Raw genomic sequence first — 20,977 nt, 5'->3', positions numbered from 1 at the left:
GTCTCATCGCAGCACTCCCCCGGTCAGTCCCGGTACCAGCCAGCGCCGCCAGGTCACCAGCACCAGCGCCACCGGCAACACCGTCGACAGCAGCGAGCCCGCCGCCAGCTGCGCGGCGTTCTCATTGAACTGCCGCGCCTCGCCCCACAGCAGCAGCGACCATGGGCTCGCGCCCGCTCCGCTGACCACGAGTCCGATGAAGAAGTCGTTCCAGACCTGGACGAATTCGAGCACCGCCACCGCTGCCAGTGCGGGTCCCGACGAGGCCAGCACCCGCCGCGCGATCGTGCCCGGACTGGCCAGACCGTGCAGCGCATCGGCGGCTGCACTGCCTGGTGGTGCGAGCATGGCCCCGCGCAAGACGAGGATGGCGATCGGCAGTCCCGCGGCGGCGTGTACCAGGATCAACGGGATTCTCGTCCCGGACAGCCCATTGACGCCGATGAAAGCATCGATCGGCCCGAGATAGGTCTGCGCCGGGATCACCGCGAGCACCACCAGCCCCACGACGGCCAGCCGCGCCGCGGGCCCGTTCGGGCGCAGTGCGGCCAACCGATAGGCCACCGGCACCGCCGCGGTCACAACGACAACCGTCACGATCCCCGCCACCCATGCGGTGGTCTGCAGTGCGCGCCACAACCCGTCGTCGTTCCACACCACGCTGATCGCGGAGAATCCGAACCCGTCGTGCCCGTGCACTCCGGTGTAGGCGAGCACACCGATCGGAAACAGCGCCAGCACCGAGACGAGTGCGATGCCAGCCGCCCGCATCGGACCCATGCGACGCCGTCCGGCCGCCGAAATCTCTTGCACCGCAGGCCAGCTCGTCCGGTGTCGGCGGACATCGATCTGCAACAGCCACGCCACCGAGCCGACGAGCACCGCCAGCGGCAGCGCGTAGGCCGCTGCGGCGCTGGCATCGGCGTCGGCGGTCAGCCGCCACCAGTGCACGGTCGCACTGTCCACCTGGTACTCCAGTGCCCCGGGCACCCCGATCAGCACGACGTCGAACACCCGAGCTGCCGCGACCCCGACCGCCAGCCCTGCGATCAGCAGCACCGGCCGCAGCAACTCGTACAAGCGCACCGCCAGCGGTCTGCCATCGTCGCGATACAGATATCCGGCGCGCGCCGGATCGGCTTCTATCGCATGAATTCCCGCGCGGAACAGTCCGGTGAGAAATCCCAGCCAGGTCCACAGGAACGCCGAGGCCAGCATCGCCGCGAGCCACCACCGATAGGCCCCGACATCTTCGATGCCCAACCATTGCGCGCCATGGCCGAAGATCATGCGGAATGCCACCCCCGACACGAACGCCGACATCCCGAACGGCACGATCAGCGGCAACCACAGCCACCGCACCGCACGCCCCCACCAGGCGATCGCCAGTGCCACGCCCAGTAGCCCGACCCCGAATGCCACCCACAGCAACGTGCGCAGGTAAGCGCCTCGTCCGTCGGCGGTCATCGTGCCGCCCAGCAGCCACATCCCGCCTACGGTCCCCGCTATCGACAACAGCCACAACAGAATTCGCTGCCACCCCGCCAGCCGACGGAGCAGAGCAGGCAGCAGCGCACCGACGGCGACGACCGCGCACGCGAGCACACCGACCGGATGCGCCCGCGTGGCGATGAACACCGTCCACCCCGTCGGAACGAGCAGCAGCGCCACCGTCAGCACCGTCACCGGCAGCCCGGCCGCCCAGCCGAGCCAGCGCCGCGGCCTGCCACCCGGGACCAGCGGACCGCGCATCCGGCGCGTAGCGAGCTCGATGCGCAGTCCGTTGACTTCGAAGTCGGTGGGCAGCGTCATCGGCGCCGCCGCTCGAAGTCGTCCAGTGCGGCGATCGCGCGATCGATGGACTCGGCCACCCGCGTCTGTGCGCCGTCCCCGATGGCGATCAGGAATTCGGTCAGCACCCGCCACAGTCCTTCTCGCCCGCCCACCGCCCCGATCCGATCCGACAGGTCGAAAGCGCTGCGCGTATTCAGCTCGCCTGCCGAGGGCGCGAGCAGCGGCGAATAGTCGGCCACGGTACGCAGGTTCGGCGCGAGAAACCCGCCGTAGCGCTCGATCCACGGCAGCGGCGCATCCGCACCGGCCAGTTTCTCGACGAGTTCGTTCGCGCGCCCACTCGCCTGTTGCAGCACCACCATCACGTCACCGCCGACGATCTTCGGCCGCCCCTGCACCGCTGTGACGGACGGGAAAGGCGCGACCCCGACTACGTCCTGGACCTTGCGTCCGGACGCGCGTACCGCGCTGCGCACTATCGGCTCCGCGAAATCCGGCGCGACGACCGCCGCTGCTCGCCGCTGCTCGAACACATCCCGGATGGCGTCGGGAAACTGTCTTGCCAACGTGACTCCGACACCGCCGGGAAAGGCATGACGGTGTCCCCACAGCACCCCCAGGTGCCCGAACGCCGCCCGCACCGCCGGGTTGTCCCACTCCCGCACGGATTCCGACGCCAATTCGTCGTAGATCCTGGGGGATTCGGCCAGCAAAGCGTTCTCGAAGAAATCGGTCAGCACCCATCCGTCGGCGGCGGCCAGTGCGAGTAGGCGATTCGGCGATTGAGCCAGCACTTCCATGCGATCCACCCAGTCCGAGATGGTCCATTCGGTCGGATCGCCCAGGTGGTAGGCGGCGAATTGCTGCCGGTCGAACCACACCAGCGACTTGTCGGCGGCCTTGAACGGCACACCGAAAGGTTTGCCGTCATAGCGCAGCAATCGTTGCCAGGGCTCGGCGTACCGCGTTCCGTTTTCATCGGTCCACACCGTCTCGGCGATCGACCGCAGTTTGCGTCGTTCGGCGAGTTCGCGCACTCGCCCAGCCTGCGGCAGCATGACCACGTCCGGCGCGGATCGGCCACCGGCGGTGAACGCGGTGTCGGTGTTGTCTCCGAGCGGGATCACTTCCACGTCGAAGCCGAGGTGTAATCCGTCCACCACGGCGTGGAAGGCCGCCAGTTCCGACCCGCTCCAGGACACCCCGACCCGCACCGCGTCCGCGCTGCCCAACAGCAGATCGGGCGCGCAGGCGGCGGCAAGCGGGACGACCAGTCCCGCTTGCAGCACCGCTCTGCGCGTCCCCATCGACCCCCGATATCATTGCGTACCAATCGAACTCGATTATGCGCCAGCGGCGGTGCACCAGTGGGCGAGTTCACGATCTTCGCAACACATCGCCCTGCGGCTGAGCCGTCGGTGTCGCTGCGGTGACCGACTCCTCCAGCGAACCCGTCGAACCACAGCCGCCGCGACATCGACGACTTCCGTAGCGCAGCCATCGGACGGGGCGCAGTGGATTGCCGACAATCTTCCGCGCTCGGTCTCGATCCGGCCGACCTATGACTGACGATCACCCGGTCGGTGCTAGCCGCCCTGCAGCCAGCGTTCCTTCAACGTCCAGTGGTTGGCCCACCAGGCGCGTACGACTTCGGGATCAGCGTTCAGCGGTGGTGGCGAGGACTCGCCGGGAAAGAGCCAGTTGCCGTCCGGCGCACCGACCGTGGTCGGGGTCGATGTCGGCGATTCGGTCGTGGTGGATCCGGGTTCGGTCGGCGCTGTGGTGTCCGTTCTGGGTGCGGAGGCGGTGGTGGGCGGGGTGCGGCGTGCTGGTGTCGGTGTGGGTGCGATCGGCGTGATCTGTTGTGGCGGCGGTTCGCTGGCGATCGACTCGGCCGGGGTAATGGTCGGTGCCGATTCGATGGTGATCGACACCGATGGTGTGGCGGATGTGGGTGCGCTCGGCGGCAGCGCTTCGGCGGCTCCGACGACGAGTTCTGCCGGACGGTCGTCGTGGATCTGCGCCAGCGCGATTCCGGACGCACCCAGTACGGTCGCGACGGCGGCGGCGCCCAGTAGCAGTCGCCGTTTCCGACGGCCGTCGGTCGGCGCCGGCATCGGTAGCTCCCGGAGCCGCTCCGCGGCGATCAGTGCCGCACCGCGTGCCGCGGCATCGGCGTAATCCGGGACCACGATCACCGGCACCTCGAGTCCGAATCGCAGCGCGGTCGCGATATCGGGATCACCCGCCCCCGAACCGCAGACAGCGACCGCCTCCGGTCGCACGTCGACAGAATCCAGAATCGGGGAGATCCCGCCGACCGTCTTGCCTGCGGTATCGGCGTCGACAGTGCCATAAGCCCAGGAGCCGGCTGCCGATACGGTGTCCCGTGCCGGTCCGAGGAGCACGAACGAGGTGTGGCCGTCCACGATCTCCAACACGAGCACGGTGCCGAATTCGTCGAGTCCGCGCTCCTGCCGGGTCATTACGGCCAGCGCCGACCGATTCGAGACCAGCGACGACGACGCCCACTTCCCGGCCGCCAGTTGCGAAACGATCGACCGCCGCTCGGCCACCGACCGGTACACGATGGCGACGTCCTCGACCCCGGTGTTGTCACCCAACTCTTCGGCGAAACCGTCCAGTACGTCGGTGATGGCGGCACCGGCCGTACCCCCGTGTAGACGGCGCTGTACCGAACGTAGAACGATCCCCCGCGCCCCCTCTGCAAGCACGACCCCGCGCACCACCGTCTGCTCCACCGATATACCGACTGTGGCCATGCCGAACACCTCGATTCGAAAACAACTCTGCTCTGTGTTTCGCAACGGACACATCAACCGATTGCACGCCCGCTCGACTTCCTTCAGAGGAGTTGACCTTGCCTTCACGACGCAACGCCTTGCGGCTGCTTGCGCGTATTCCTCCAATCTTCAACCAGGTGCCCGGTTCTTGCTGCTCGATCTCCATGTCCGATGTTGCCGATCGGAGCAGAATTCTGGTTTGAACCAACCACTGTGGGAAGGAGATGTGCGCGATGGAAAGTAATGCCGATACGCCCTCCAGACCGGCCTGGGTCCCTGCGGACCTGTACCCGTTCGCAGACCACTTCGCTGAGATCGACGGTTCGCGGGTGCACTACGTGGACGAGGGCAGCGGAGCGCCGCTGATCTTGCTGCACGGTAATCCAACGTGGTCGTTCCTGTACCGGAACGTGATCATCGGGTTGCGAGATCGGTTCCGCTGTATCGCCATCGACTATCCCGGCTTCGGGCTCTCGCGGGCCGCTCCTGGTTACGGATTCACCCCCGCCGAGCATGCCCATGTGGTCGAGCAACTCATTACGCGGCTGGACCTGCGTGATGCGACCCTGCTGGTGCAGGACTGGGGCGGCCCGATCGGATTCGCCGTCGCCACGCGACACCCCGACCGATTCGCCGCATTCGTGATCGGAAATACCTGGGCTTGGCCCAAGTCCGATCCGGGCACCCAGGCGTTCTCACGGTTCTTGGGCGGTCCGATCGGCGGCTGGCTGATCCTGCACCGCAACTTCTTCGTCGAGCGAATCATCCCCGCGGGTGTCCGGCGCAAGAAGCTGTCCCATGCGGTGATGGCTGCCTATCGCGGTCCGTTCCCGACACCGGAATCACGTCGGCCGGTGCACGTCTTCCCTCGCGAAATCCTCGGCAGCAGAGCATTTCTCGCCGAAGTCGAGCGTGGATCGGAGGTGTTGCGCGACCGCCCGGCATTGCTGGTGTGGGGCACGAAGGACGTCGCGTTCCGCGCACCCGAACGCCGCCGATGGGAGCAACAGTTTGCCGACCACCGAACCGTCCTGCTGAACGGCGCCGGTCACTACATCCAGGAAGATGCCGCCGATGAGATCGTCGCCGCGATCATCGAATGGAACAAGCGCTGACAGCCGCCGCCCGGCCAACAGGGGATCGCGAGCCGACCCGTGTACGCGGATCACTGGAAACCCCTGACACCCGCCGCATGACCGAATGGGATCTCACGCACGAGGATCTCGTGGGTGTCGGCACTTCGCCATGTGAACACGCATCCACAATGCGTGGCCGGTTCGCGGATTCGAGTAATGAACTACCCGTGACCAGGGACAATGGTGGCTGGAAACTGGTGATGCGCATCGCAATCCGACAATGACGTACGGGAGCCGGGGCCATGGGTGACATCGACGTCTGGAAAGACAGGGTGCTGTCGGTCCTCGACACTGTGCCCGCCGGCAAGACGGTGAACCAGAAGAGGTTGCTGACGATGGTCGCGGCGCGGTTTGCCGCCAGCTTCGAGGCAGGCGAACGCGATTCGATGGCCGGCGAGCCGATGTGGTGGATCGCGGTCTCCGCCGCGCTGAGCAGCCTTCGTGCGGAGGGGCTCGTCGTGCCGGGGGCACCGATCGAACTCACCGCGCGCGGCAGCAGCGAGGCACCCGACGCGATCGCGCGCGCGGCAGCCTATGTTCCGACGCAGGGGCGGATGCCGGCGCCCGGCGCGCCGGGCAGGTTGCCGGTCGCGGGCGTTATCGCTCCCCCGTTGCGCGCACACCTCGAGAAGCGCAGATCGGAGCACGCCCGGGCGGCCGAGGCGGGCACCGCGTTGCCGGCCGGGGCGGACGATCCGATATCCGTCATGGTCGAGCTCAACTCGACCTACGGCCGCGGTCTCAATGCCGCGTTCAACCGGCTCAAAGAGCTCTGGAAGCTCGTCGCAGCTGCCGGTGCCCCGTTCCACCTCACCGACGAGTACGCAACGGGACGGCTGACCCCAGACCAGATCGAGGGGCTGGTGTCCGCGGATGCCGTGGTGTCGGATATGTCGGCCCGGGCAATGCAGCGCATCTGGCCGGACTTCGAGATCCACGGTCAGATCGACCAGTCCTTTGTGACGATCAAGGCCGAAGCCGCCCAACGATCGTTCAATGCCTACGGCGAGGGAATCGTCTGGGCGGTGGTGGATTCGGGCATCGACCGCAACCACCCGCATTTCCTCGCCAATGAGACACTCAGCCATCGATCGGTGCGCGATCTGCATCGCACATGCCCGGGAGACGGGCCTCCCGTTCGTGACGGTGCGCTCCTCGACGAGGAGGGACACGGCACCCATGTCGCCGGAATCATCGCTGGCGGACTGAGCGGATGGGCGAAGAAGGTTGTCGTCACCGAGAATCGGTACAACACCGCCGATGGCGCCGAGTTGCGCAGGCGCACTGTCGTCGAGCCTGCGCGCCTGTCCGGGATCGCGCCGCGGGCAAGGCTCGTGAGTCTCAAGGTGCTCGGCGCGAAGGGCAACGAAAACGCACGGGTCGGGCGGGTGATCCAAGCCCTGTCCTATGTGCGCAAGGTCAACGCGGCGAGCGATAACGCACCCCGTATCCACGGGGTAAACCTCAGCCTCGGTTACGGATTCGATCCGGCGTGGTACGCGTGCGGAAGTAGCCCACTGTGCATCGCGGTCGACAACCTCGTCCGCAGTGGCGTCATCGTCGTAGTCGCGGCCGGTAACTCGGCGTACGTCAGCCTCTTCGTCGAAGACCAGAACGCACCGACCCGGTTCAGCACCGGAATGACGATCAACGATCCGGGAAACGCCAAGCGGGCGGTCACGGTCGGTTCGACGCACCGCGATGCGCCGCATACCTATGGAATCTCCTACTTCTCGTCGCGCGGGCCGACCGGCGACGGACGGATGAAGCCGGATCTGGTCGCTCCGGGCGAACGCATCACCTCGGCTGCCGCGGGCAAGCTCGGTGCGGACGCCTTTCGATCCTTGGGGAGACGCGAGGAAGGCGCGGCCGTCTATATCGAACAGAGCGGTACCAGCATGGCCGCCCCACACGTCTCGGGTGCCATCGCGGCATTCCTGTCGGTCCGACGCGAGTTCATCGGCGACCCCGAATCGGTCAAGCGGATCTTCGTCGAGTCGGCGACGCCACTGGGCCGAGATCGTTATCTCGAAGGTGGCGGACTCGTCGACCTGATGCGAGCCCTTCAATCCGTCTGAACCTGGCGACCAAGGAGTAGTGAGAAGATGCCGGAATCTATTGGCGATAAGCCACTGTGGATCGTTTCATTCGATAAGGACGGTGATGTCGATCGGGTCGGCGCGGACGCACTTGTCGCGGGCGTGCGCCAGCGGCAGATCACCGACCTGATGGTGTTCTCGCACGGCTGGAACAACGACCGGAGTAAGGCGGTCGATCTGTACCAGCGGTGGTTCGGAAAGCTCGACACGTTGCCATCCGCCGCGACGCGCCGGATCGGCTACGCGGGCGTGGTTTGGCCGTCGGAGCGCTGGACCGACGAACCGATCGGGGACTTCGCGCCCGCCGCTGCGCCCACCGGGGCCGCGGCGGCAGGCCGCCGGGAATCTGTGCCCGCTGGAGCACCGACGCTCGACGCCGACACCCTGCGGATGTTGAAGACGACCTTTCCGGACGGCGCGCAACAGCTCGATCGGATTGCGGAACTGCTCGGAACCGAAGAACCGGACCACGGCACCATCGACGAACTGTTTCGACAGATGCGCGAGTTCAGTATCGCCACGTTTCCGGGAAATGCCGACAGCGAAGGCCCAGACGGCAACGCGGACACCGGGTTTCCCCCGATGCTCAGCGCGGACAACGACGCGTCGAAAGTGTTCCGGGACTTCGCGATGGAGCTGATGAGATCGGGTGTCGACCTCGATTCGGCGGAGGGTGGCGCTGCCGGAATCGGCGACCTGTTCGGGAAGGTGCTGCACGGCGCCAAAGAGGCGCTGCGGACGCTGACGTACTGGCAGATGAAGAACCGCGCCGGTGTCATCGGCGAGAAGGGCCTGGGACCGCTTCTGGGACAACTGAATCGGGAATTCCCGAGTCTGCGCATCAATCTGATCGGCCACAGCTTCGGTGCCCGGGTCGTGTCGTATGCCCTGACCGGACTACCCGACGGCCTGGTTCCGTCCCCGGTGAAATCTGTCACGCTGCTGCAGGGTGCGTTTTCGAGCTTCGCGTTCGCGGATCCGTTGCCGTTCGATCACAACCGCCGTGGCGGTCTGGCCGGACGATCCAGCCGGGTGGACGGGCCCGTCTCCGTCTGCTTCTCCAGCCACGACGGAGCATTGAGCAATTTCTACCCCCTTGCGTCGAAGGTCGTGGGAGACAACGCCGCAGGCGCGCACGGTGACAATCCGTGGACGGCGATGGGAGCAGTCGGTGCGTTCGATGTAGCCCAGGTTGAGCTACATGGCGTCGGTGACGACTATCCGTTCGCCGCAGGCGAGCTGATCAATATCGATGCGTCCAACACCGTAGTGAACGGCACACCGCCGTTCGGCGCGCACAGTGACATCGTGCACGAAAACCTCGCCTGGATCGTCGTGAAAGCAAGCAAGCTCGACACGCAGTAACCGACTTCGACTCGGGTTGGCAACGATGGTGTGGCGAAGGTCAGTTGGCTGCGGATGCCGGGTGCTGCTTGCGGATGGTCAGGATTTCGGTGACGGGGCGGCGCGGGGTCGGTGGTGCTGCGGTGGAGTCGGCGGGTGCGGTGCCGATGCGGATGATGACCTGAGGTGTCCCGGTGTGGGTGAGTGCGCCTGCGATGGCGGTGACCGCAGCGGGCAGTTCGGTGATATGGGTCAACGCGCAGGTGGCCAAACCGGCGGCGGTGCACTCGAGCAGGACCGCGGAGAGCGCCTCGCCGGTGTGCAGCCAGTCCGCGGCGGTGTTTCCGGTGGAGGTGAGCACCAGCAGCCGGGCCTGGTCGTCGAGGTCGCCACGGCGCTGGGAGTGTGTGGCCGAAGGGAAGCTGCGGGCGATCGGTACGTGCGAGGCTTCGGCGTCGGAGACCAGCGCTGCCGGGGGCACCCCTTCGGAGGGGCCGGTATGCCCTGCCCACCAGTGCAGTTCGGTTTGGTAGTCGGCGTCGTAGCGACGGTCGGTGCTTGCTTGTTCGGAGGCGGCGGCGAGTAGGGATCGGGCTTTGTCGTCGAGGATGTCGAGTTCGACATCGTGCGGGCTGGTCAGCATTCGCGCGATATGCACGAGGTCGTCGAACGCCGGTGGCGGAGTCATGGGGAGCCGGTCGGTGCGTCGGTTCCTGATCGCCGCGGCGCGGGTCATCACTGTGGTCGGCGGATCGGGCCAGATGCGGAAGTTGATCGTGGCGAGCAGTTCGGGTCGGGTCGGGTCAGGGATTCGCTGGGTGTCGGTGTGCCAGCCGCGGGCGGCCAACGCGGTGCGCAGGTGATGCAGCATCGCCCCGCAGCTGATGATCAGTTGCCGACCCTGTGGATCGGCGGAGCTCAACAGCCGGTCCTCATCGCGGTAGAGGTCCAGCTCGACGCCATCGAATTCCCAGCGCCACGGCTGAGTGTTGTGCACCGAGGGCGCACGGCTGGCCAATTCCAGAGCCGCCGCCACGGTGGAGATCTCCGGCACCGGCGGTGCGGGAAATGTGTGGCTTTCGGTCATATCTGCCATTGTCCTCGCCGCAGGTGTTGCGGGTCAGCACCGAACGTGCCGGAACCCAGGGAGCCGGGCAATATTCGGCCAGCCCGCTCTGCCGGCATCGGTTGTCGGAGCCCGGTGGCATCATCGGCGTATGGTCACCGTCGAGGATGTGCGCGAACTAGCGCTAACCTTGCCTCGCTCCTACGAGGCGGTCGTCGCAGACCGCATCAAGTTCCGCGTCGGGCGGATCGTCTACATCGCCTTCTCCCGAGACGAATCCGTCATGGGCTTCGCTTTTCCCAAGCCGGAGCGCGCGACGCTCATCGCCGCCGAACCGGAGAAGTTCCGGCTGCCACGGCCCTCGGATCAGCGCTACAACTGGGTCGAGTGCTGGACGGCCGCGATCGACGAGTACGAGATGCGCGAATTGATCGTCGACGCCTGGCGGATGGTCGTACCAAAATTCTTGCACGACCATCCCAGCACATCCGCCGCCACCCGCCGCCAGGGCTGAGCGACGGCGCCCGCGGATTTCCGGGAGCGCACATTCACTCTGCTGGTGTCAGGGAAGTATTCCAGAAATCGGCATAGCGGCCGCCGCGGCGCAGCAGCTCGTCGTGGCGGCCTTACTCCACGATTCGGCCGCCGTCCAGAAAGACGATCCGATCAGCGCGCTGGATGGTCCGCAGCCGGTGGGCCACGCATATCAGCCGCGCGATGGTGAAACTGGGAGCGCGCGACCGCGCGCAATTGGTCGTGATCGCCTACCAGACCGGGTTGAATCATTTCACCCCGTAGCGCTGAGCGGTTCAGCGAAATTCGACGTTTTATCGAAACAGGTTGTGGGCCAGCGCTATTGCGCCTTCGACATCGGGTAGGAGAAGCCGCTCGGGATTATGACACGTCAACAGCGAGATTCACTTCAATGCCGAACTAGAACCTGTTACAGTCTGCCGATTCGAGGCGCTCTCGTACGCCTCATATCGGAAGGTTTCGCTCATGTACGACCGATGCCCCTCGGCCAACAACGGTGTTCGCTCAGCGATGACCCGCCGTAAATTCCTGGCGGGCACTGCAATTGCGGCCGGGGCGATGGCGCTCAGTCCGGCCGCGTGGACCGCGAAGGCGTCGGCGGCACCCATCGGCAACGGGGATCATGTGCCGAACCTGATCATCGGAAGCGGCTACGGCGGTGCGGTCGCCGCGCTGCGATTGTGCCAGGCGGGCAAGCAGGTCGCGATGATCGAGATGGGGCAGAACTGGACCACGCCCGGGTCGGACGGAAAAGTCTTCTGCACCATGCTGAATCCGGACCAGCGGTCGTTTTGGTTCCGGACCAAGACCGATCAGCCGGTCGGCTATTTCGTCGGGGCGGATATCAACCGATCCATCAGCCCGAGCGACGCCGGTGTCCTGGACTCGGAGCATTTCGCCGCGACGCGGGTGTATCAGGGCCGTGGTGTGGGCGGTGGCTCGCTGGTCAACGGCGGTATGGCTCCGCTGCCGAAACAGGACTACTTCCAACAGATCCTGCCATCGGTCGACGCAACGACGATGTACTCCACCTACTTTCCCCGGGCTCAGGCCGCACTCGGGGTCAACAATGTCGACTCGGCCTGGTTCGAGTCGGCCGACTGTTACAAATACGCGAGGGTCAGCCGAACGACCGCCAACAACGCGGGTTACGCGACGACATTTGTGCCCAACGTCTACGACTTCAGTTATATGCAGAAAGAGCAGGCGAATACCGTCACGCGCTCGGCGCTGGGCGGTGAGGTGATCTATGGCAACAACTATGGAAAGCGCTCGCTGGACAAGACCTATCTGGCGGTGGCCGCCGCGACCGGCAACCTGAGCATCTCCCCACTGCACAAGGTCACCAGCGTGGCACCGGCCGGGAGCGGCTACACGGTGGTCATTACGCAGATGGATGTCCTCGGCAATACGGTGGCGACCAAGACCGTCACCGCGGATAAGGTGTTCTTCGCGGCGGGCAGCGTCGGCACCAGCAAGCTGTTGGTGACCATGAAAGCGCTGGGCAAGCTGCCGAACCTGGCCGATTCGGTCGGCACGGGTTGGGGCAACAACGGAAATGTGATGGTGGGCCGGGCCGGGCTCGATTTGACCGGGGCGCTCCAATCCGCGATCCCCTGCATGGGCATCGACAACTGGGCCGATGCCGATGGTCCGGTATTCGCCGAAATCGCCCCGTTCCCAACGAGTACCGAGAACGGCGTGAATCTCTATCTGGCGATCACCAAGAACCCCAACCGTGCTCGGTTCACCTACAACTCATCCACCGGCGGGGTAGATCTGTCCTGGCAGGCGTCGCACACCCAACCCTCGATCGATGCGGCGAAACGGGTATTCGATGCCATCAATGCCAAGGCGGGCACGGTGTATCGGTCCGACCTGTTCGGCGTCTACAAGATCTGGGGCGACGACTTCGTGTACCACCCCCTCGGCGGCTGCCTGCTCGGACAGGCCACCGATAACTACGGCAGGCTCAACGGATACTCGGGTCTGTATGTCATCGATGGGTCGCTGATTCCCGGTAGCACCGGCGTCAACCCCTTCCTCACGATCACCGGCCTCGCGGAACGCAATATCGAAACGATCATCGCCTCCGACCTGGCATGACGTTTGTCGATCAGCCCTGCTAGCAGGCACGACAGGCCCCCGGACCCGCTGCTGAGGGGTTCGGGGGCGAAGCCGCTGAGAGGCCCGAGAGTGGGGCCGGCTAGAGCGAGCGCGAGATGATTTCCTTCATGATTTCGCTGGTACCGCCGTATATCACCCTTTCGTAAGGAGATCGCGCCGAACCGGGAGCGCTGGAGCAAGCAACACCACGTCGACCGCGAGTTCTGGAACAAGGCCGGAGACGCAGGCCTGCTCGGCCTGGATCTGCCCGAGGAATTCGGCGGCGCAGCCGAGCGGTTCAACGAAGCGCATCGCGCGGCGGCCGCGGATCCGGCATCGGCGCCGCTCCAAGGATTCATCTTTTTCTGAATACAGAATCTGATGTACTGTCCGAGTGTGGAAGCACTGCTGCACCCTGATGCGTTGGCCCGCTTCGGGCATGCCCTGTCGGATCCGACGCGCACCCAGATCTTGCTGAGCCTGCGGACCGCACCGAGCTACCCCTCCGATCTGGCCGAGCAGATCGGAGTCTCACGGCAGATCCTGTCGAATCACCTTGCGTGCCTGCGAGGTTGCGGGTTGGTGGTGGCGATTCCGGAAGGCCGCCGGTCACGCTACGAGCTTGCCGACCCGCGCATCGCTCGCGCGCTCAACGACCTCACCGGCTTGGTGCTGGCGGTGGACCCCGCCTGCTGCCCGGACTCCGATGACCGGGGGTGCTGCTGATGTCGAAGTCGCTGGGAATCCCGTCGGTGACCGTCTCGGGTCTGTCGCCGCAGCGGCGAGCGGTGTTGGCGAGACGTATCCGATGGTTCGTCGCCGCGACCATCTCCTACAACGTGCTCGAGGCGATCATCGCGCTGACCGAGGGCGCCCGTGTGTCGTCCACGGCGTTGATCGGATTCGGTCTGGACTCGGTGATCGAGGTCTCCTCCGCGGCCGCGGTGGCGTGGCAGTTCGCCGGGCGTGACCCGGAGAAACGGGAAAAGGTCGCGCTGCGGATCATCGCATTCTCATTCTTCGCGCTGGCCGCCTACGTCAGCGCGGATTCGATCCGATCCCTGTTCGGAGTTGGTGAGGCCCGGCACTCTCTGGTCGGCATCACACTGGCGGCGGTGAGCGCGGCCGTCATGCCGGTGCTGTCGTGGGCGCAGCGTCGCGCCGGGCGCGAACTCGGTTCCGCCTCAGCCGTTGCCGACTCCAAACAAACCCTGCTCTGCACCTACCTGTCGGCAGTGCTGCTGGTCGGGTTGCTGTTCAACAGCCTTTTCGGCTGGTCGTGGGCCGACCCGATCGCGGCACTGGTCATCGCCGGTATCGCAGTCAAGGAAGGTGTCAACGCCTGGCACGGCGAGACTTGCTGCCCGGCCCCCGCCGCCCTCGGTACGAAGGACCCCGCAAGTGGGCAGGAATGCGAGTGCTGCTCGTAAATCATCAAGGGGTGGTGGATATTTCGTCAGCTCCCTGCTTCGGCGCTACTCGGAGGTCGGGGAACATCCGCGAGAAATCCGGCGCTAAGGAGTGACCGCACATAGTGACGCACTATGTGCGGTCTACGCGTATTTCATCTGATGAATGATCCTGATAGCCAGGCGATTTGGGCGTTGAGCTGCGGGCATTCGCCCTATGTCGACTGACTGTGACCGTCAACCAGGGAGTGAGCGGGGTAGACCGAACAGCTGCAGTACGGCGTTGTCGAAGCGGGTCATGGCACAGACCTGTTCCCCTGCGACGGTGAGGACGATGAGGCCGGTCCCGTGGCGGACGCCGGTCGGGTCGCGCAGGTAGATGCCGAACGCCGGTTGGCCGTTGGCCCGCGTCGGCACCAGGCTGAACTGTCTGGACGCTGCGAACATGGCGGCGCAGAAGCGGGCCACGGATTCCCGTCCCTCGTATTCGAAGGGCAGCGGCGGCATCGAGATGAAGACGTCGTCGGTCAGCAGTGCCACCAGGGCCGCGATGTCGCCGGATACGAACGCGCGAACGAATTCTGCCGTGATGGCATTCTCACTGGGCGAACCGGGGGCGGGGGCTGGTGCGTGGTCGCGCGCGGTCCCGCGATGGTGCCGCAGACCCGCGCGTGCCCGTTTGAGGGCACTGTTGACCGAGTCGACGGTCGAGTCCAGCATGTCTGCCACTTCACTCGCGCGGAATCCGAGAACGTCGCGTAGGACGAGGACTGCCAGCTGACGCGGGGGCAGAGTCTGAAGCGCGGTCACGAACGCCAGGGTGAGCGATTCGTTCTGCTCGTAGCGGGCTTCCGGTCCGAGCGGCATTTCCATCGCACCGTCGCCCAGCTCGTCGGGATACGGCTGCAGCCAGACCACTTCACCGAGCCGGGTCGGTTCGGGCGGTTCGACATTCGGCACATCCCATTCCCTGGCCGAGCGTCGGCTTGCCGACCGACGCGCGTTGAGGCACTTGTTGGTGGCGATCCGATAGAGCCAGGTGCGGATCGAGGCGCGCTCCTCGTACCTGTCGATGCCCTGCCACGCGGCCAGCAGAGTGTCCTGCAGGACATCCTCGGCGTCTTGCAGCGACCCGAGCATGCGGTAGCAGTGCACCAGCAACTCCCGCCGGTATGGCCCGGTCAGCTCGCGAAACGCCTCGCCGTCCCCGGACCGGGCTCGAGTCATCAAGTTGTCCGTCGTCAACGTCGCCTCTGCTTTCCCGTATTTCATGGCAGTTCCATCGGGTATAGACACCGGCCACACGCAGAACCGGGCGGCGTGCATGTAGGTCCAACGTACGAGCCGATCCCGGGAGCCGAGCATTCGGCGGGGAAAGGAGGACCGTGAGGAAGTTGGTCGCAGTCTTACGCGCTTGTACCCGGGGGTTGAGGAGCATCTGGGAGGAAAGTCACGCTGAGCAGACAGGGGGAATCACGTTGCTGTGCTGGTGATTTCATGTCGGCGTGACTGATCAGGTATTGCCCGAATACGGGCGTTTCGGTGCGTTGTCCCGCGTGGAACTCGAACGGTTCTGCTACCTCGATGACGAGGACCGAAGGTTGATCGCGGCGAGGCGCCGTGACTACATCGGAAGCCGCTACCCCGCGCACGGTGGCCAGGTCGAGCATCGCGGCCGTCGCGTGCCGATAAACGGCCTGATATCCGGCTTCGCCGACCAGTGGGCGTGCCGGTGCCGCCCAGTTACCCGGTCGGCCGGGGTCTGCATAGAGCACAAGGAAGCGTGCCGGTGCCGAGCCGGTGCGCAAAAGGTCCGACCAAGGAGGTCAACGCTGTGCGGAAGGTGATCGAGTACGTCCTGGTTTCGGCGGACGGCGTCTTCGAAGACCCGGTGGGGATGGGGGTCGGCGAGTATCAGGATGAGGCATACCTGCTCGACGGCTTGGGTCTACTGACGGCATGTGATGCGATTCTGTTCGGCCGCCGCACCTACGAGGCGTTCGCCGAGCTGTACGGCGGCAGGGCGCACAAGCCAATGTGGGCCGACCGGCTCGACGCAATCCCGAAATATGTGTTCAGCTCGACGCTGGAGAAGGCCGACTGGGGCAACCCGACCATCGTTCGAGGCGATGTCCTCGCCGAGGTGACCCGGCTCAAGCAGCAGCACGGTGGGAACCTGCTGATCATGGGCCACGGACTGCTCGGGGAGACGCTGCTGCGGGAACGGCTGATCGACGTGATCGACCTCGCCATCTACCCCTTGCTGGCTGGAAGCGGGAAGCAGTTCTTTCGAGAGGGGCAAGACGCCAACCTGAGGCTCACGGCCGTAAAGACCTTCTCGAAGATTGTCAAACTGACCTACGAGATAGAGAGGTGAGAGGAACTACTCACGGTGATGGAGACGTCAGTCCTGGTCCGGTGCGTCCGGGTTGCGCAGTGGGCGCTGGGCTCCGCCGAGGTCTGTAGTGCCCGTCGATGCCGATGTGGGCGCGGATGAACGGTGACAGCCTGGCCGCGTCGGGGTCCAGCACCGGATAGCCGCGAGGTCGGCGGCCGATAGTGACGGCGGTGGGCGTCCGGTCGACAGGCGCGTCGCGTCGAATATGTTCGGACAAATATTCTGATCAGCAGATCGAACAGCCCACTATTTCGGCAGCTCAGCGATTCAGCACCGTCGTATCGAAGAAGTGTCGCGAGGCCCGGTACACATGCCGACCCAGTTCGATCGGGCGCCCGGAATCATCGAAGGCGACCCGCTGCATGGTCAGTACCGGCGCGTTCGTGCGCTCCTCCAGCAGCTGAGCCTCGGCCCGGGTGGCACTGCGGGCGCCGATCCGCTGACGCGCGAGTGCGATGTGAATCCCCTTGGCCCGCAGGCATTCATAGAATCCGTGCAGTTCGAGCTGGTCGGGCGCGGGCGCGAATTCGGCGGGTACGTAGTTGGTCATGACGGCCAGCGGCTCACTTCCGGCTCGGCGCAGCCTGCGAAAGGTTACGAAGCGGGCATCCTCGGGCACGCCGAGCTCCTTGGCGATGTCGATATCGGGAGTGCCGAGCTGGTAGTCGAGCAATTCGGTGGTCGGCTCCTGTCCGGCGGTGAGCAAGTCGTCGTACAGGCTGGTCAATTCGACCGGGCGATGCACCTGATTCTGTACTACCTGGGTTCCCACCCCGCGCCTTCGCATCAACAGCCCTTTATCGACCAGCGCCTGGATTGCCTGCCGAGTGGTCGGCCGAGACAGGTTGAGCCGCTTGGCCAGGTCCAGCTCGTTCTCGATGCGGTCGCCAGGGGCGAGCCGACCCTTCAGGATCGCGTTCTCGATGCCCTGTGCCAGTTGGAAATACAGCGGGACCGGGCTCGTGCGGTCGATCGCGATATCCAGGGGCGCTGGCATCGTGTGCTCCTCGGGGCGGGCGGGCGCTGGTGAACGCCGTTGCATCCACTCTAGGACACTCCGAGCGGACTCGCTTACATATGTCTGTAAGTCAGTATGTCCTGACAAAGTCTTGACAAGAGGGTAGGGCGCGGCGCACAGTCTGGACAGGCGGCAATGCCCGTCCAGTTGGACCAATTCCTGGAGTCAGCCTGTGAACGCTCAATTCGAGGTGGTGTCGACCGGCCGGGTCGGCGTCGATATCTATCCACTCCAATCCGGAGTCGGCCTGGAAGATGTCGACACCTTCGGCAAGTTCCTCGGTGGCAGTGCCGCCAATGTCGCGGTGGCGGCGGCGCGGCTGGGACGGCGCACCGCGCTGTGGTCCGGTGTCGGCGCCGATCCCTTCGGCCGGTACGTGCGCCGCGAACTGGTCCGCCTCGGCGTATCGGATGCCCTCGTGCAGACCACCGACCGCCTTCCGACGCCGGTGACCTTCTGCGAGATTTTCCCGCCCGACGATTTCCCGCTCTACTTCTACCGCGAGCCCAGCGCGCCGGACCTGCAGATCACCGGTGGACAGGTGGATCCCGAACTCATCCGCGGTGCGGGCGTGTACTGGTCCACCGTTACCGGACTGTCCCAAGAGCCCTCGCGGACAGCGCATTTCGAGGCCTGGTCGATCCGGCAACGCCGACCGCTGACCGTGCTGGACCTGGACTACCGGCCGATGTTCTGGGCCGGGGAGAACCAGGCCCGCGAACAGGTACGCGCAGCTCTGCCCCAGGTCACGGTTGCGGTCGGCAACCGCGAGGAGTGTCGCATCGCCGTCGACGAGACCGACCCGCATCGCGCCGCCGACGCGCTACTGGATCTGGGCGTCGAACTGGCCATCGTCAAACAGGGCCCGGATGGGGTACTCGGCAAGACGCGCCACGAATCGGTGGTGGTGCCGCCAGCCACGGTCGAAGTGGTCAACGGCCTCGGCGCCGGAGATGCCTTCGGCGGCAGCCTGTGTCACGGCCTGCTGGCCGGGTGGGATCTGGAGACCGTCCTGCGCCGCGCCAACGCCGCCGGGGCCATCGTGGCCGCCCGGCTCGAATGTTCCACCGCCATGCCGACCAGCGCCGAAATCGACGCCCTTGTCGCGCTGTCGCTGACCGGAAAGGCCCAGCAATGAACGTAGCCGAGCTGACCGAGTTGCGCGCGGCTGATCCCGGCGCCGTCGCCAGGGCGTTCAACGCCAGGACACGCCGCGGTCTGGTGCGCGGAGACGGCCGTTTGATGATCATCGCCGCCGATCATCCGGCCCGCGGCGCACTGGCGGCGTCGGGCAACCCATACGCCATGAACAGCCGCAAGGAACTGCTGGATCGGCTGGTCACGGCATTGGCCCGGCCCGGTGTCGACGGCGTGCTCGGCACCGCGGACATCATCGAAGACCTGTTGTTGCTCGGCGCGCTCGAGGACAAGGTCGTATTCAGCTCGATGAACCGGGGTGGTATCGCGGGGGCGGATTTCGAGCTCGACGACCGGATGACCGGATATACCGCACGGGCGACCGCCGCGGCCGGGCTCAACGGCGCCAAGATGCTCAACCGGTTCGATCTCACCGATCCGGGCACCCTGTCCATGATGACCGCGAGCGCCGCCGCCATCGATGAACTCGCCGCGCTCGGCTTGGCCGCGATGCTCGAGCCGTTCCTGTCGAACCGGCCCGGCGGGCCGGGGACCAAGGTGGTCAACGATCTGTCACCGGATGCGGTCATCAAGAGCGTTCATCTTGCCCAGGGACTGGGCTCCACCTCCGCCTACACCTGGCTGAAGCTGCCCGTCGTCACCGAGATGGAGCGGGTCATGGACGCCACCACCCTGCCCACCCTGCTGCTCGGCGGCGATCCGAAGACGGACCCGGACGACACCTACGCCCATTGGGCGAAAGCCCTTGCGCTGCAGGGAGTTCGGGGCCTTATCGTGGGCCGCACCCTGCTGTATCCACGAGATGACGACGTCGCGGGCGCGGTCGATACGGCCGTGTCGCTGGTGCGGTGATCGAGATGCACAGTAAGCACTACGTGCCCGCCGCCCGCAGCTATCGTGCGCCGTACACGGTCGAGATCACCCAGGAGTCGGCGGGCTGGGAGCACTGCAGCCTGCACGTCATCGAACTCGAGCCGGGACAGTGCCATCGCACGCACAGCCGCTCCGATGAGATCGTCGTCGTGCCGCTGTCCGGTTCGTGCACCGTGGTCAGCGGTGGCGAGTCGTGCGAACTGGCCGGGCGCGCAAGTGTATTCGACGGCCCGACCGACTTCGCCTACATCGGCCGGGACAACTCCTACACCGTGACCAGTACCGCTGGCGGGCGATTCGCACTCGGTGGCGCTCGCGCTCGACAACAGCTCCCGTTCCGATATGTCCCCGCCGTCGAGGTGCCGGTGGAGTTGCGTGGTGCGGGCAACTGCAGCCGCCAGGTACACAACTTCGCGACCGCGGACACCTTCGACGCCGACTCGATCATCGCCTGCGAGGTGATCACGCCGGGCGGGAACTGGTCGTCGTATCCGGCGCACAAACACGATGAGCTCACCGATACCGAGACCCCGCTCGAGGAGATCTACTACTTCGAATTCGCCCGTGGCGCTGATGATTCGCCCGGCTTCGGCTACCACCGCGTGTACGGGACCCTCGAGCGGCCGATCGATGTGCTCGAGGAGGTCCGTGACGGCGATGTCGTGCTGGTACCGCACGGCTACCACGGCCCGTCCATCGCCGCGCCCGGCCACCACATGTATTACCTGAACATCATGGCTGGTCCCGGTCCGGAACGGGCCTGGCGGATCAGCGACGACCCGGCACAGGCCTGGCTGCGCGGCACCTGGTCCGATATGGCGATCGATCCGCGACTTCCCATGAGCGCGAAGCAGACTCCACCGTGAGTCCGATCGGCGCCCCGACCGGGCGGCGAGTGCAGAGACGACGGGCATGAAGCTCGTCCTCGCATCCGCGGCGTGAGCACCGGTAGTAGGTGGCGAAAGCGGCGCGGTCGGTGCAGATCGGCTCGCACGACCCCGGCTCAGTAGGGGCCAATGGCGAAGAAAACCGCATTCGGTCTGCGAAATTCGAACGGCAGTTCGTCATCCAACCAGTCCTGCTCGACGCCCCCATCGAGCTGTCCGACGCCCTCACCCACGATCACACGCCATGTCAGTGGCTGCAGTTTTGCGATCACCCGACAGGGAAGGCTTCCGGGCACCCGGGTCCGGTGGACTTCGTAACGCACGGCCGTCAGATTACCGAACATCCGCACG

At 65.7% G+C, this 20,977-nt stretch carries 18 protein-coding genes and 1 pseudogene; 12 read left to right on the top strand and 7 right to left on the bottom strand.

The annotated features are described in order from the left end of the window. Positions 1-3: 3 nt before the first annotated feature. The 3 genes from ACQP1G_RS24135 to ACQP1G_RS24125 all read right to left on the bottom strand — a co-directional run bounded on the left by ACQP1G_RS24135 (position 4) and on the right by ACQP1G_RS24125 (position 4,577). Entirely contained in the window at positions 4-1,812 is a 1,809-nt protein-coding gene (locus ACQP1G_RS24135) for a hypothetical protein (protein ID WP_433191835.1), read from the bottom strand. Then, complete coding sequence (locus ACQP1G_RS24130; RefSeq protein WP_433191834.1) at positions 1,809-3,101, bottom strand: ABC transporter substrate-binding protein; 1,293 nt, start codon at positions 3,099-3,101, stop codon at positions 1,809-1,811. Before ACQP1G_RS24130 ends, ACQP1G_RS24135 begins: the two co-directional genes overlap by 4 nt. A 279-nt stretch (positions 3,102-3,380) precedes the next feature. Next, positions 3,381-4,577, bottom strand: coding sequence for a hypothetical protein (locus ACQP1G_RS24125; protein ID WP_433191833.1), 1,197 nt, complete (start codon positions 4,575-4,577; stop codon positions 3,381-3,383). Between the two features lie 254 nt (positions 4,578-4,831). Here ACQP1G_RS24125 and ACQP1G_RS24120 point away from each other — a divergent pair, with 254 nt between their 5' ends. The 3 genes from ACQP1G_RS24120 (at position 4,832) to ACQP1G_RS24110 (ending at position 9,198) form a co-directional block, all read left to right on the top strand. Then, positions 4,832-5,713 (top strand): alpha/beta fold hydrolase, encoded by an 882-nt coding sequence (locus ACQP1G_RS24120; protein ID WP_433191832.1) that lies wholly within the window; start codon positions 4,832-4,834, stop codon positions 5,711-5,713. Between the two features lie 263 nt (positions 5,714-5,976). Next, entirely contained in the window at positions 5,977-7,812 is a 1,836-nt protein-coding gene (locus ACQP1G_RS24115) for a S8 family peptidase (protein ID WP_433191831.1), read from the top strand. A 27-nt stretch (positions 7,813-7,839) separates the two neighbouring features. Next, a complete protein-coding gene (locus ACQP1G_RS24110; RefSeq protein WP_433191830.1) occupies positions 7,840-9,198 on the top strand; it encodes a serine-threonine protein kinase in 1,359 nt (452 codons plus the stop codon). Between the two features lie 40 nt (positions 9,199-9,238). Here ACQP1G_RS24110 and ACQP1G_RS24105 read toward each other — a convergent pair whose 3' ends face one another. Further along, a complete protein-coding gene (locus ACQP1G_RS24105; RefSeq protein ID WP_433191829.1) occupies positions 9,239-10,264 on the bottom strand; it encodes an Acg family FMN-binding oxidoreductase in 1,026 nt (341 codons plus the stop codon). Between the two features lie 130 nt (positions 10,265-10,394). Here ACQP1G_RS24105 and ACQP1G_RS24100 point away from each other — a divergent pair, with 130 nt between their 5' ends. The 5 genes and pseudogenes from ACQP1G_RS24100 to ACQP1G_RS24080 all read left to right on the top strand — a co-directional run bounded on the left by ACQP1G_RS24100 (position 10,395) and on the right by ACQP1G_RS24080 (position 14,313). Then, a complete protein-coding gene (locus ACQP1G_RS24100; RefSeq protein WP_433191828.1) occupies positions 10,395-10,757 on the top strand; it encodes an MmcQ/YjbR family DNA-binding protein in 363 nt (120 codons plus the stop codon). A 530-nt stretch (positions 10,758-11,287) separates the two neighbouring features. Beyond that, entirely contained in the window at positions 11,288-12,883 is a 1,596-nt protein-coding gene (locus ACQP1G_RS24095; protein ID WP_433191827.1) for a GMC oxidoreductase, read from the top strand. 159 nt (positions 12,884-13,042) lie between these two features. After that, a pseudogene (locus ACQP1G_RS24090) lies at positions 13,043-13,183 on the top strand (acyl-CoA dehydrogenase family protein); the annotation flags it as partial. A gap of 81 nt (positions 13,184-13,264) precedes the next feature. After that, positions 13,265-13,609: an ArsR/SmtB family transcription factor gene (locus tag ACQP1G_RS24085; protein ID WP_433191826.1), complete on the top strand. Its 345-nt coding sequence runs from the start codon at positions 13,265-13,267 to the stop codon at positions 13,607-13,609. Next, positions 13,609-14,313, top strand: coding sequence for a cation transporter (locus ACQP1G_RS24080; RefSeq protein ID WP_433191824.1), 705 nt, complete (start codon positions 13,609-13,611; stop codon positions 14,311-14,313). Before ACQP1G_RS24085 ends, ACQP1G_RS24080 begins: the two co-directional genes overlap by 1 nt. 216 nt (positions 14,314-14,529) lie before the next feature. Here the strand turns inward: ACQP1G_RS24080 and ACQP1G_RS24075 are convergent, their stop codons facing one another. Continuing rightward, the gene (locus ACQP1G_RS24075) at positions 14,530-15,537 is read right to left on the bottom strand and encodes a sigma-70 family RNA polymerase sigma factor (RefSeq protein ID WP_433208755.1); all 1,008 of its coding nucleotides are present in this window, start codon (positions 15,535-15,537) and stop codon (positions 14,530-14,532) included. 589 nt (positions 15,538-16,126) lie between these two features. On the opposite strand from ACQP1G_RS24075, the gene ACQP1G_RS24070 reads away from it, so the two are divergent. Further along, the gene (locus ACQP1G_RS24070) at positions 16,127-16,669 is read left to right on the top strand and encodes a dihydrofolate reductase family protein (protein WP_433191822.1); all 543 of its coding nucleotides are present in this window, start codon (positions 16,127-16,129) and stop codon (positions 16,667-16,669) included. Positions 16,670-16,949: 280 nt separating this feature from the next. On the opposite strand, the gene ACQP1G_RS24065 is transcribed toward ACQP1G_RS24070, so the two are convergent. Continuing rightward, positions 16,950-17,687 (bottom strand): GntR family transcriptional regulator, encoded by a 738-nt coding sequence (locus ACQP1G_RS24065; protein ID WP_433191821.1) that lies wholly within the window; start codon positions 17,685-17,687, stop codon positions 16,950-16,952. 193 nt (positions 17,688-17,880) lie between these two features. On the opposite strand from ACQP1G_RS24065, the gene iolC reads away from it, so the two are divergent. From iolC to iolB, 3 genes are read left to right on the top strand one after another with little or no spacing between them, the layout of a single operon-like run. Continuing rightward, positions 17,881-18,846: a 5-dehydro-2-deoxygluconokinase gene (gene iolC, locus ACQP1G_RS24060; protein ID WP_433191820.1), complete on the top strand. Its 966-nt coding sequence runs from the start codon at positions 17,881-17,883 to the stop codon at positions 18,844-18,846. Further along, positions 18,843-19,718: a Cgl0159 family (beta/alpha)8-fold protein gene (locus ACQP1G_RS24055; protein ID WP_433191819.1), complete on the top strand. Its 876-nt coding sequence runs from the start codon at positions 18,843-18,845 to the stop codon at positions 19,716-19,718. Before iolC ends, ACQP1G_RS24055 begins: the two co-directional genes overlap by 4 nt. Positions 19,719-19,723: 5 nt before the next feature. Next, positions 19,724-20,605, top strand: coding sequence for a 5-deoxy-glucuronate isomerase (iolB, locus tag ACQP1G_RS24050; protein ID WP_433191818.1), 882 nt, complete (start codon positions 19,724-19,726; stop codon positions 20,603-20,605). 137 nt (positions 20,606-20,742) lie between these two features. On the opposite strand, the gene ACQP1G_RS24045 is transcribed toward iolB, so the two are convergent. Continuing rightward, entirely contained in the window at positions 20,743-20,970 is a 228-nt protein-coding gene (locus ACQP1G_RS24045) for a hypothetical protein (RefSeq protein WP_433191817.1), read from the bottom strand. Positions 20,971-20,977: the final 7 nt, after the last annotated feature.

It is taken from the genome of Nocardia sp. CA-107356 (assembly GCF_050946365.1).
In the GTDB taxonomy this organism is placed as follows: domain Bacteria; phylum Actinomycetota; class Actinomycetes; order Mycobacteriales; family Mycobacteriaceae; genus Nocardia.
The sequence above is the reverse complement of the archived record's forward strand: the minus strand, read 5'-3'. Positions and strand labels throughout refer to the sequence as shown.

Bases quoted from the DNA above. Each gene is read 5' to 3' on its own strand.
- ACQP1G_RS24100 (WP_433191828.1), top strand. From the start codon at position 10,395: ATGGTCACCGTCGAGGATGTGCGCGAACTAGCGCTAACCTTGCCTCGC.
- ACQP1G_RS24045 (WP_433191817.1), bottom strand. From the start codon at position 20,970: ATGTTCGGTAATCTGACGGCCGTGCGTTACGAAGTCCACCGGACCCGG.
- ACQP1G_RS24105 (WP_433191829.1), bottom strand. From the start codon at position 10,264: ATGACCGAAAGCCACACATTTCCCGCACCGCCGGTGCCGGAGATCTCC.
- ACQP1G_RS24120 (WP_433191832.1), top strand. From the start codon at position 4,832: ATGGAAAGTAATGCCGATACGCCCTCCAGACCGGCCTGGGTCCCTGCG.
- ACQP1G_RS24055 (WP_433191819.1), top strand. From the start codon at position 18,843: ATGAACGTAGCCGAGCTGACCGAGTTGCGCGCGGCTGATCCCGGCGCC.
- ACQP1G_RS24130 (WP_433191834.1), bottom strand. From the start codon at position 3,101: ATGGGGACGCGCAGAGCGGTGCTGCAAGCGGGACTGGTCGTCCCGCTT.
- ACQP1G_RS24095 (WP_433191827.1), top strand. From the start codon at position 11,288: ATGACCCGCCGTAAATTCCTGGCGGGCACTGCAATTGCGGCCGGGGCG.
- ACQP1G_RS24115 (WP_433191831.1), top strand. From the start codon at position 5,977: ATGGGTGACATCGACGTCTGGAAAGACAGGGTGCTGTCGGTCCTCGAC.
- ACQP1G_RS24080 (WP_433191824.1), top strand. From the start codon at position 13,609: ATGTCGAAGTCGCTGGGAATCCCGTCGGTGACCGTCTCGGGTCTGTCG.
- iolB (WP_433191818.1), top strand. From the start codon at position 19,724: ATGCACAGTAAGCACTACGTGCCCGCCGCCCGCAGCTATCGTGCGCCG.
- ACQP1G_RS24065 (WP_433191821.1), bottom strand. From the start codon at position 17,687: ATGCCAGCGCCCCTGGATATCGCGATCGACCGCACGAGCCCGGTCCCG.
- ACQP1G_RS24110 (WP_433191830.1), top strand. From the start codon at position 7,840: ATGCCGGAATCTATTGGCGATAAGCCACTGTGGATCGTTTCATTCGAT.
- ACQP1G_RS24085 (WP_433191826.1), top strand. From the start codon at position 13,265: ATGTACTGTCCGAGTGTGGAAGCACTGCTGCACCCTGATGCGTTGGCC.
- ACQP1G_RS24125 (WP_433191833.1), bottom strand. From the start codon at position 4,577: ATGGCCACAGTCGGTATATCGGTGGAGCAGACGGTGGTGCGCGGGGTC.
- ACQP1G_RS24135 (WP_433191835.1), bottom strand. From the start codon at position 1,812: ATGACGCTGCCCACCGACTTCGAAGTCAACGGACTGCGCATCGAGCTC.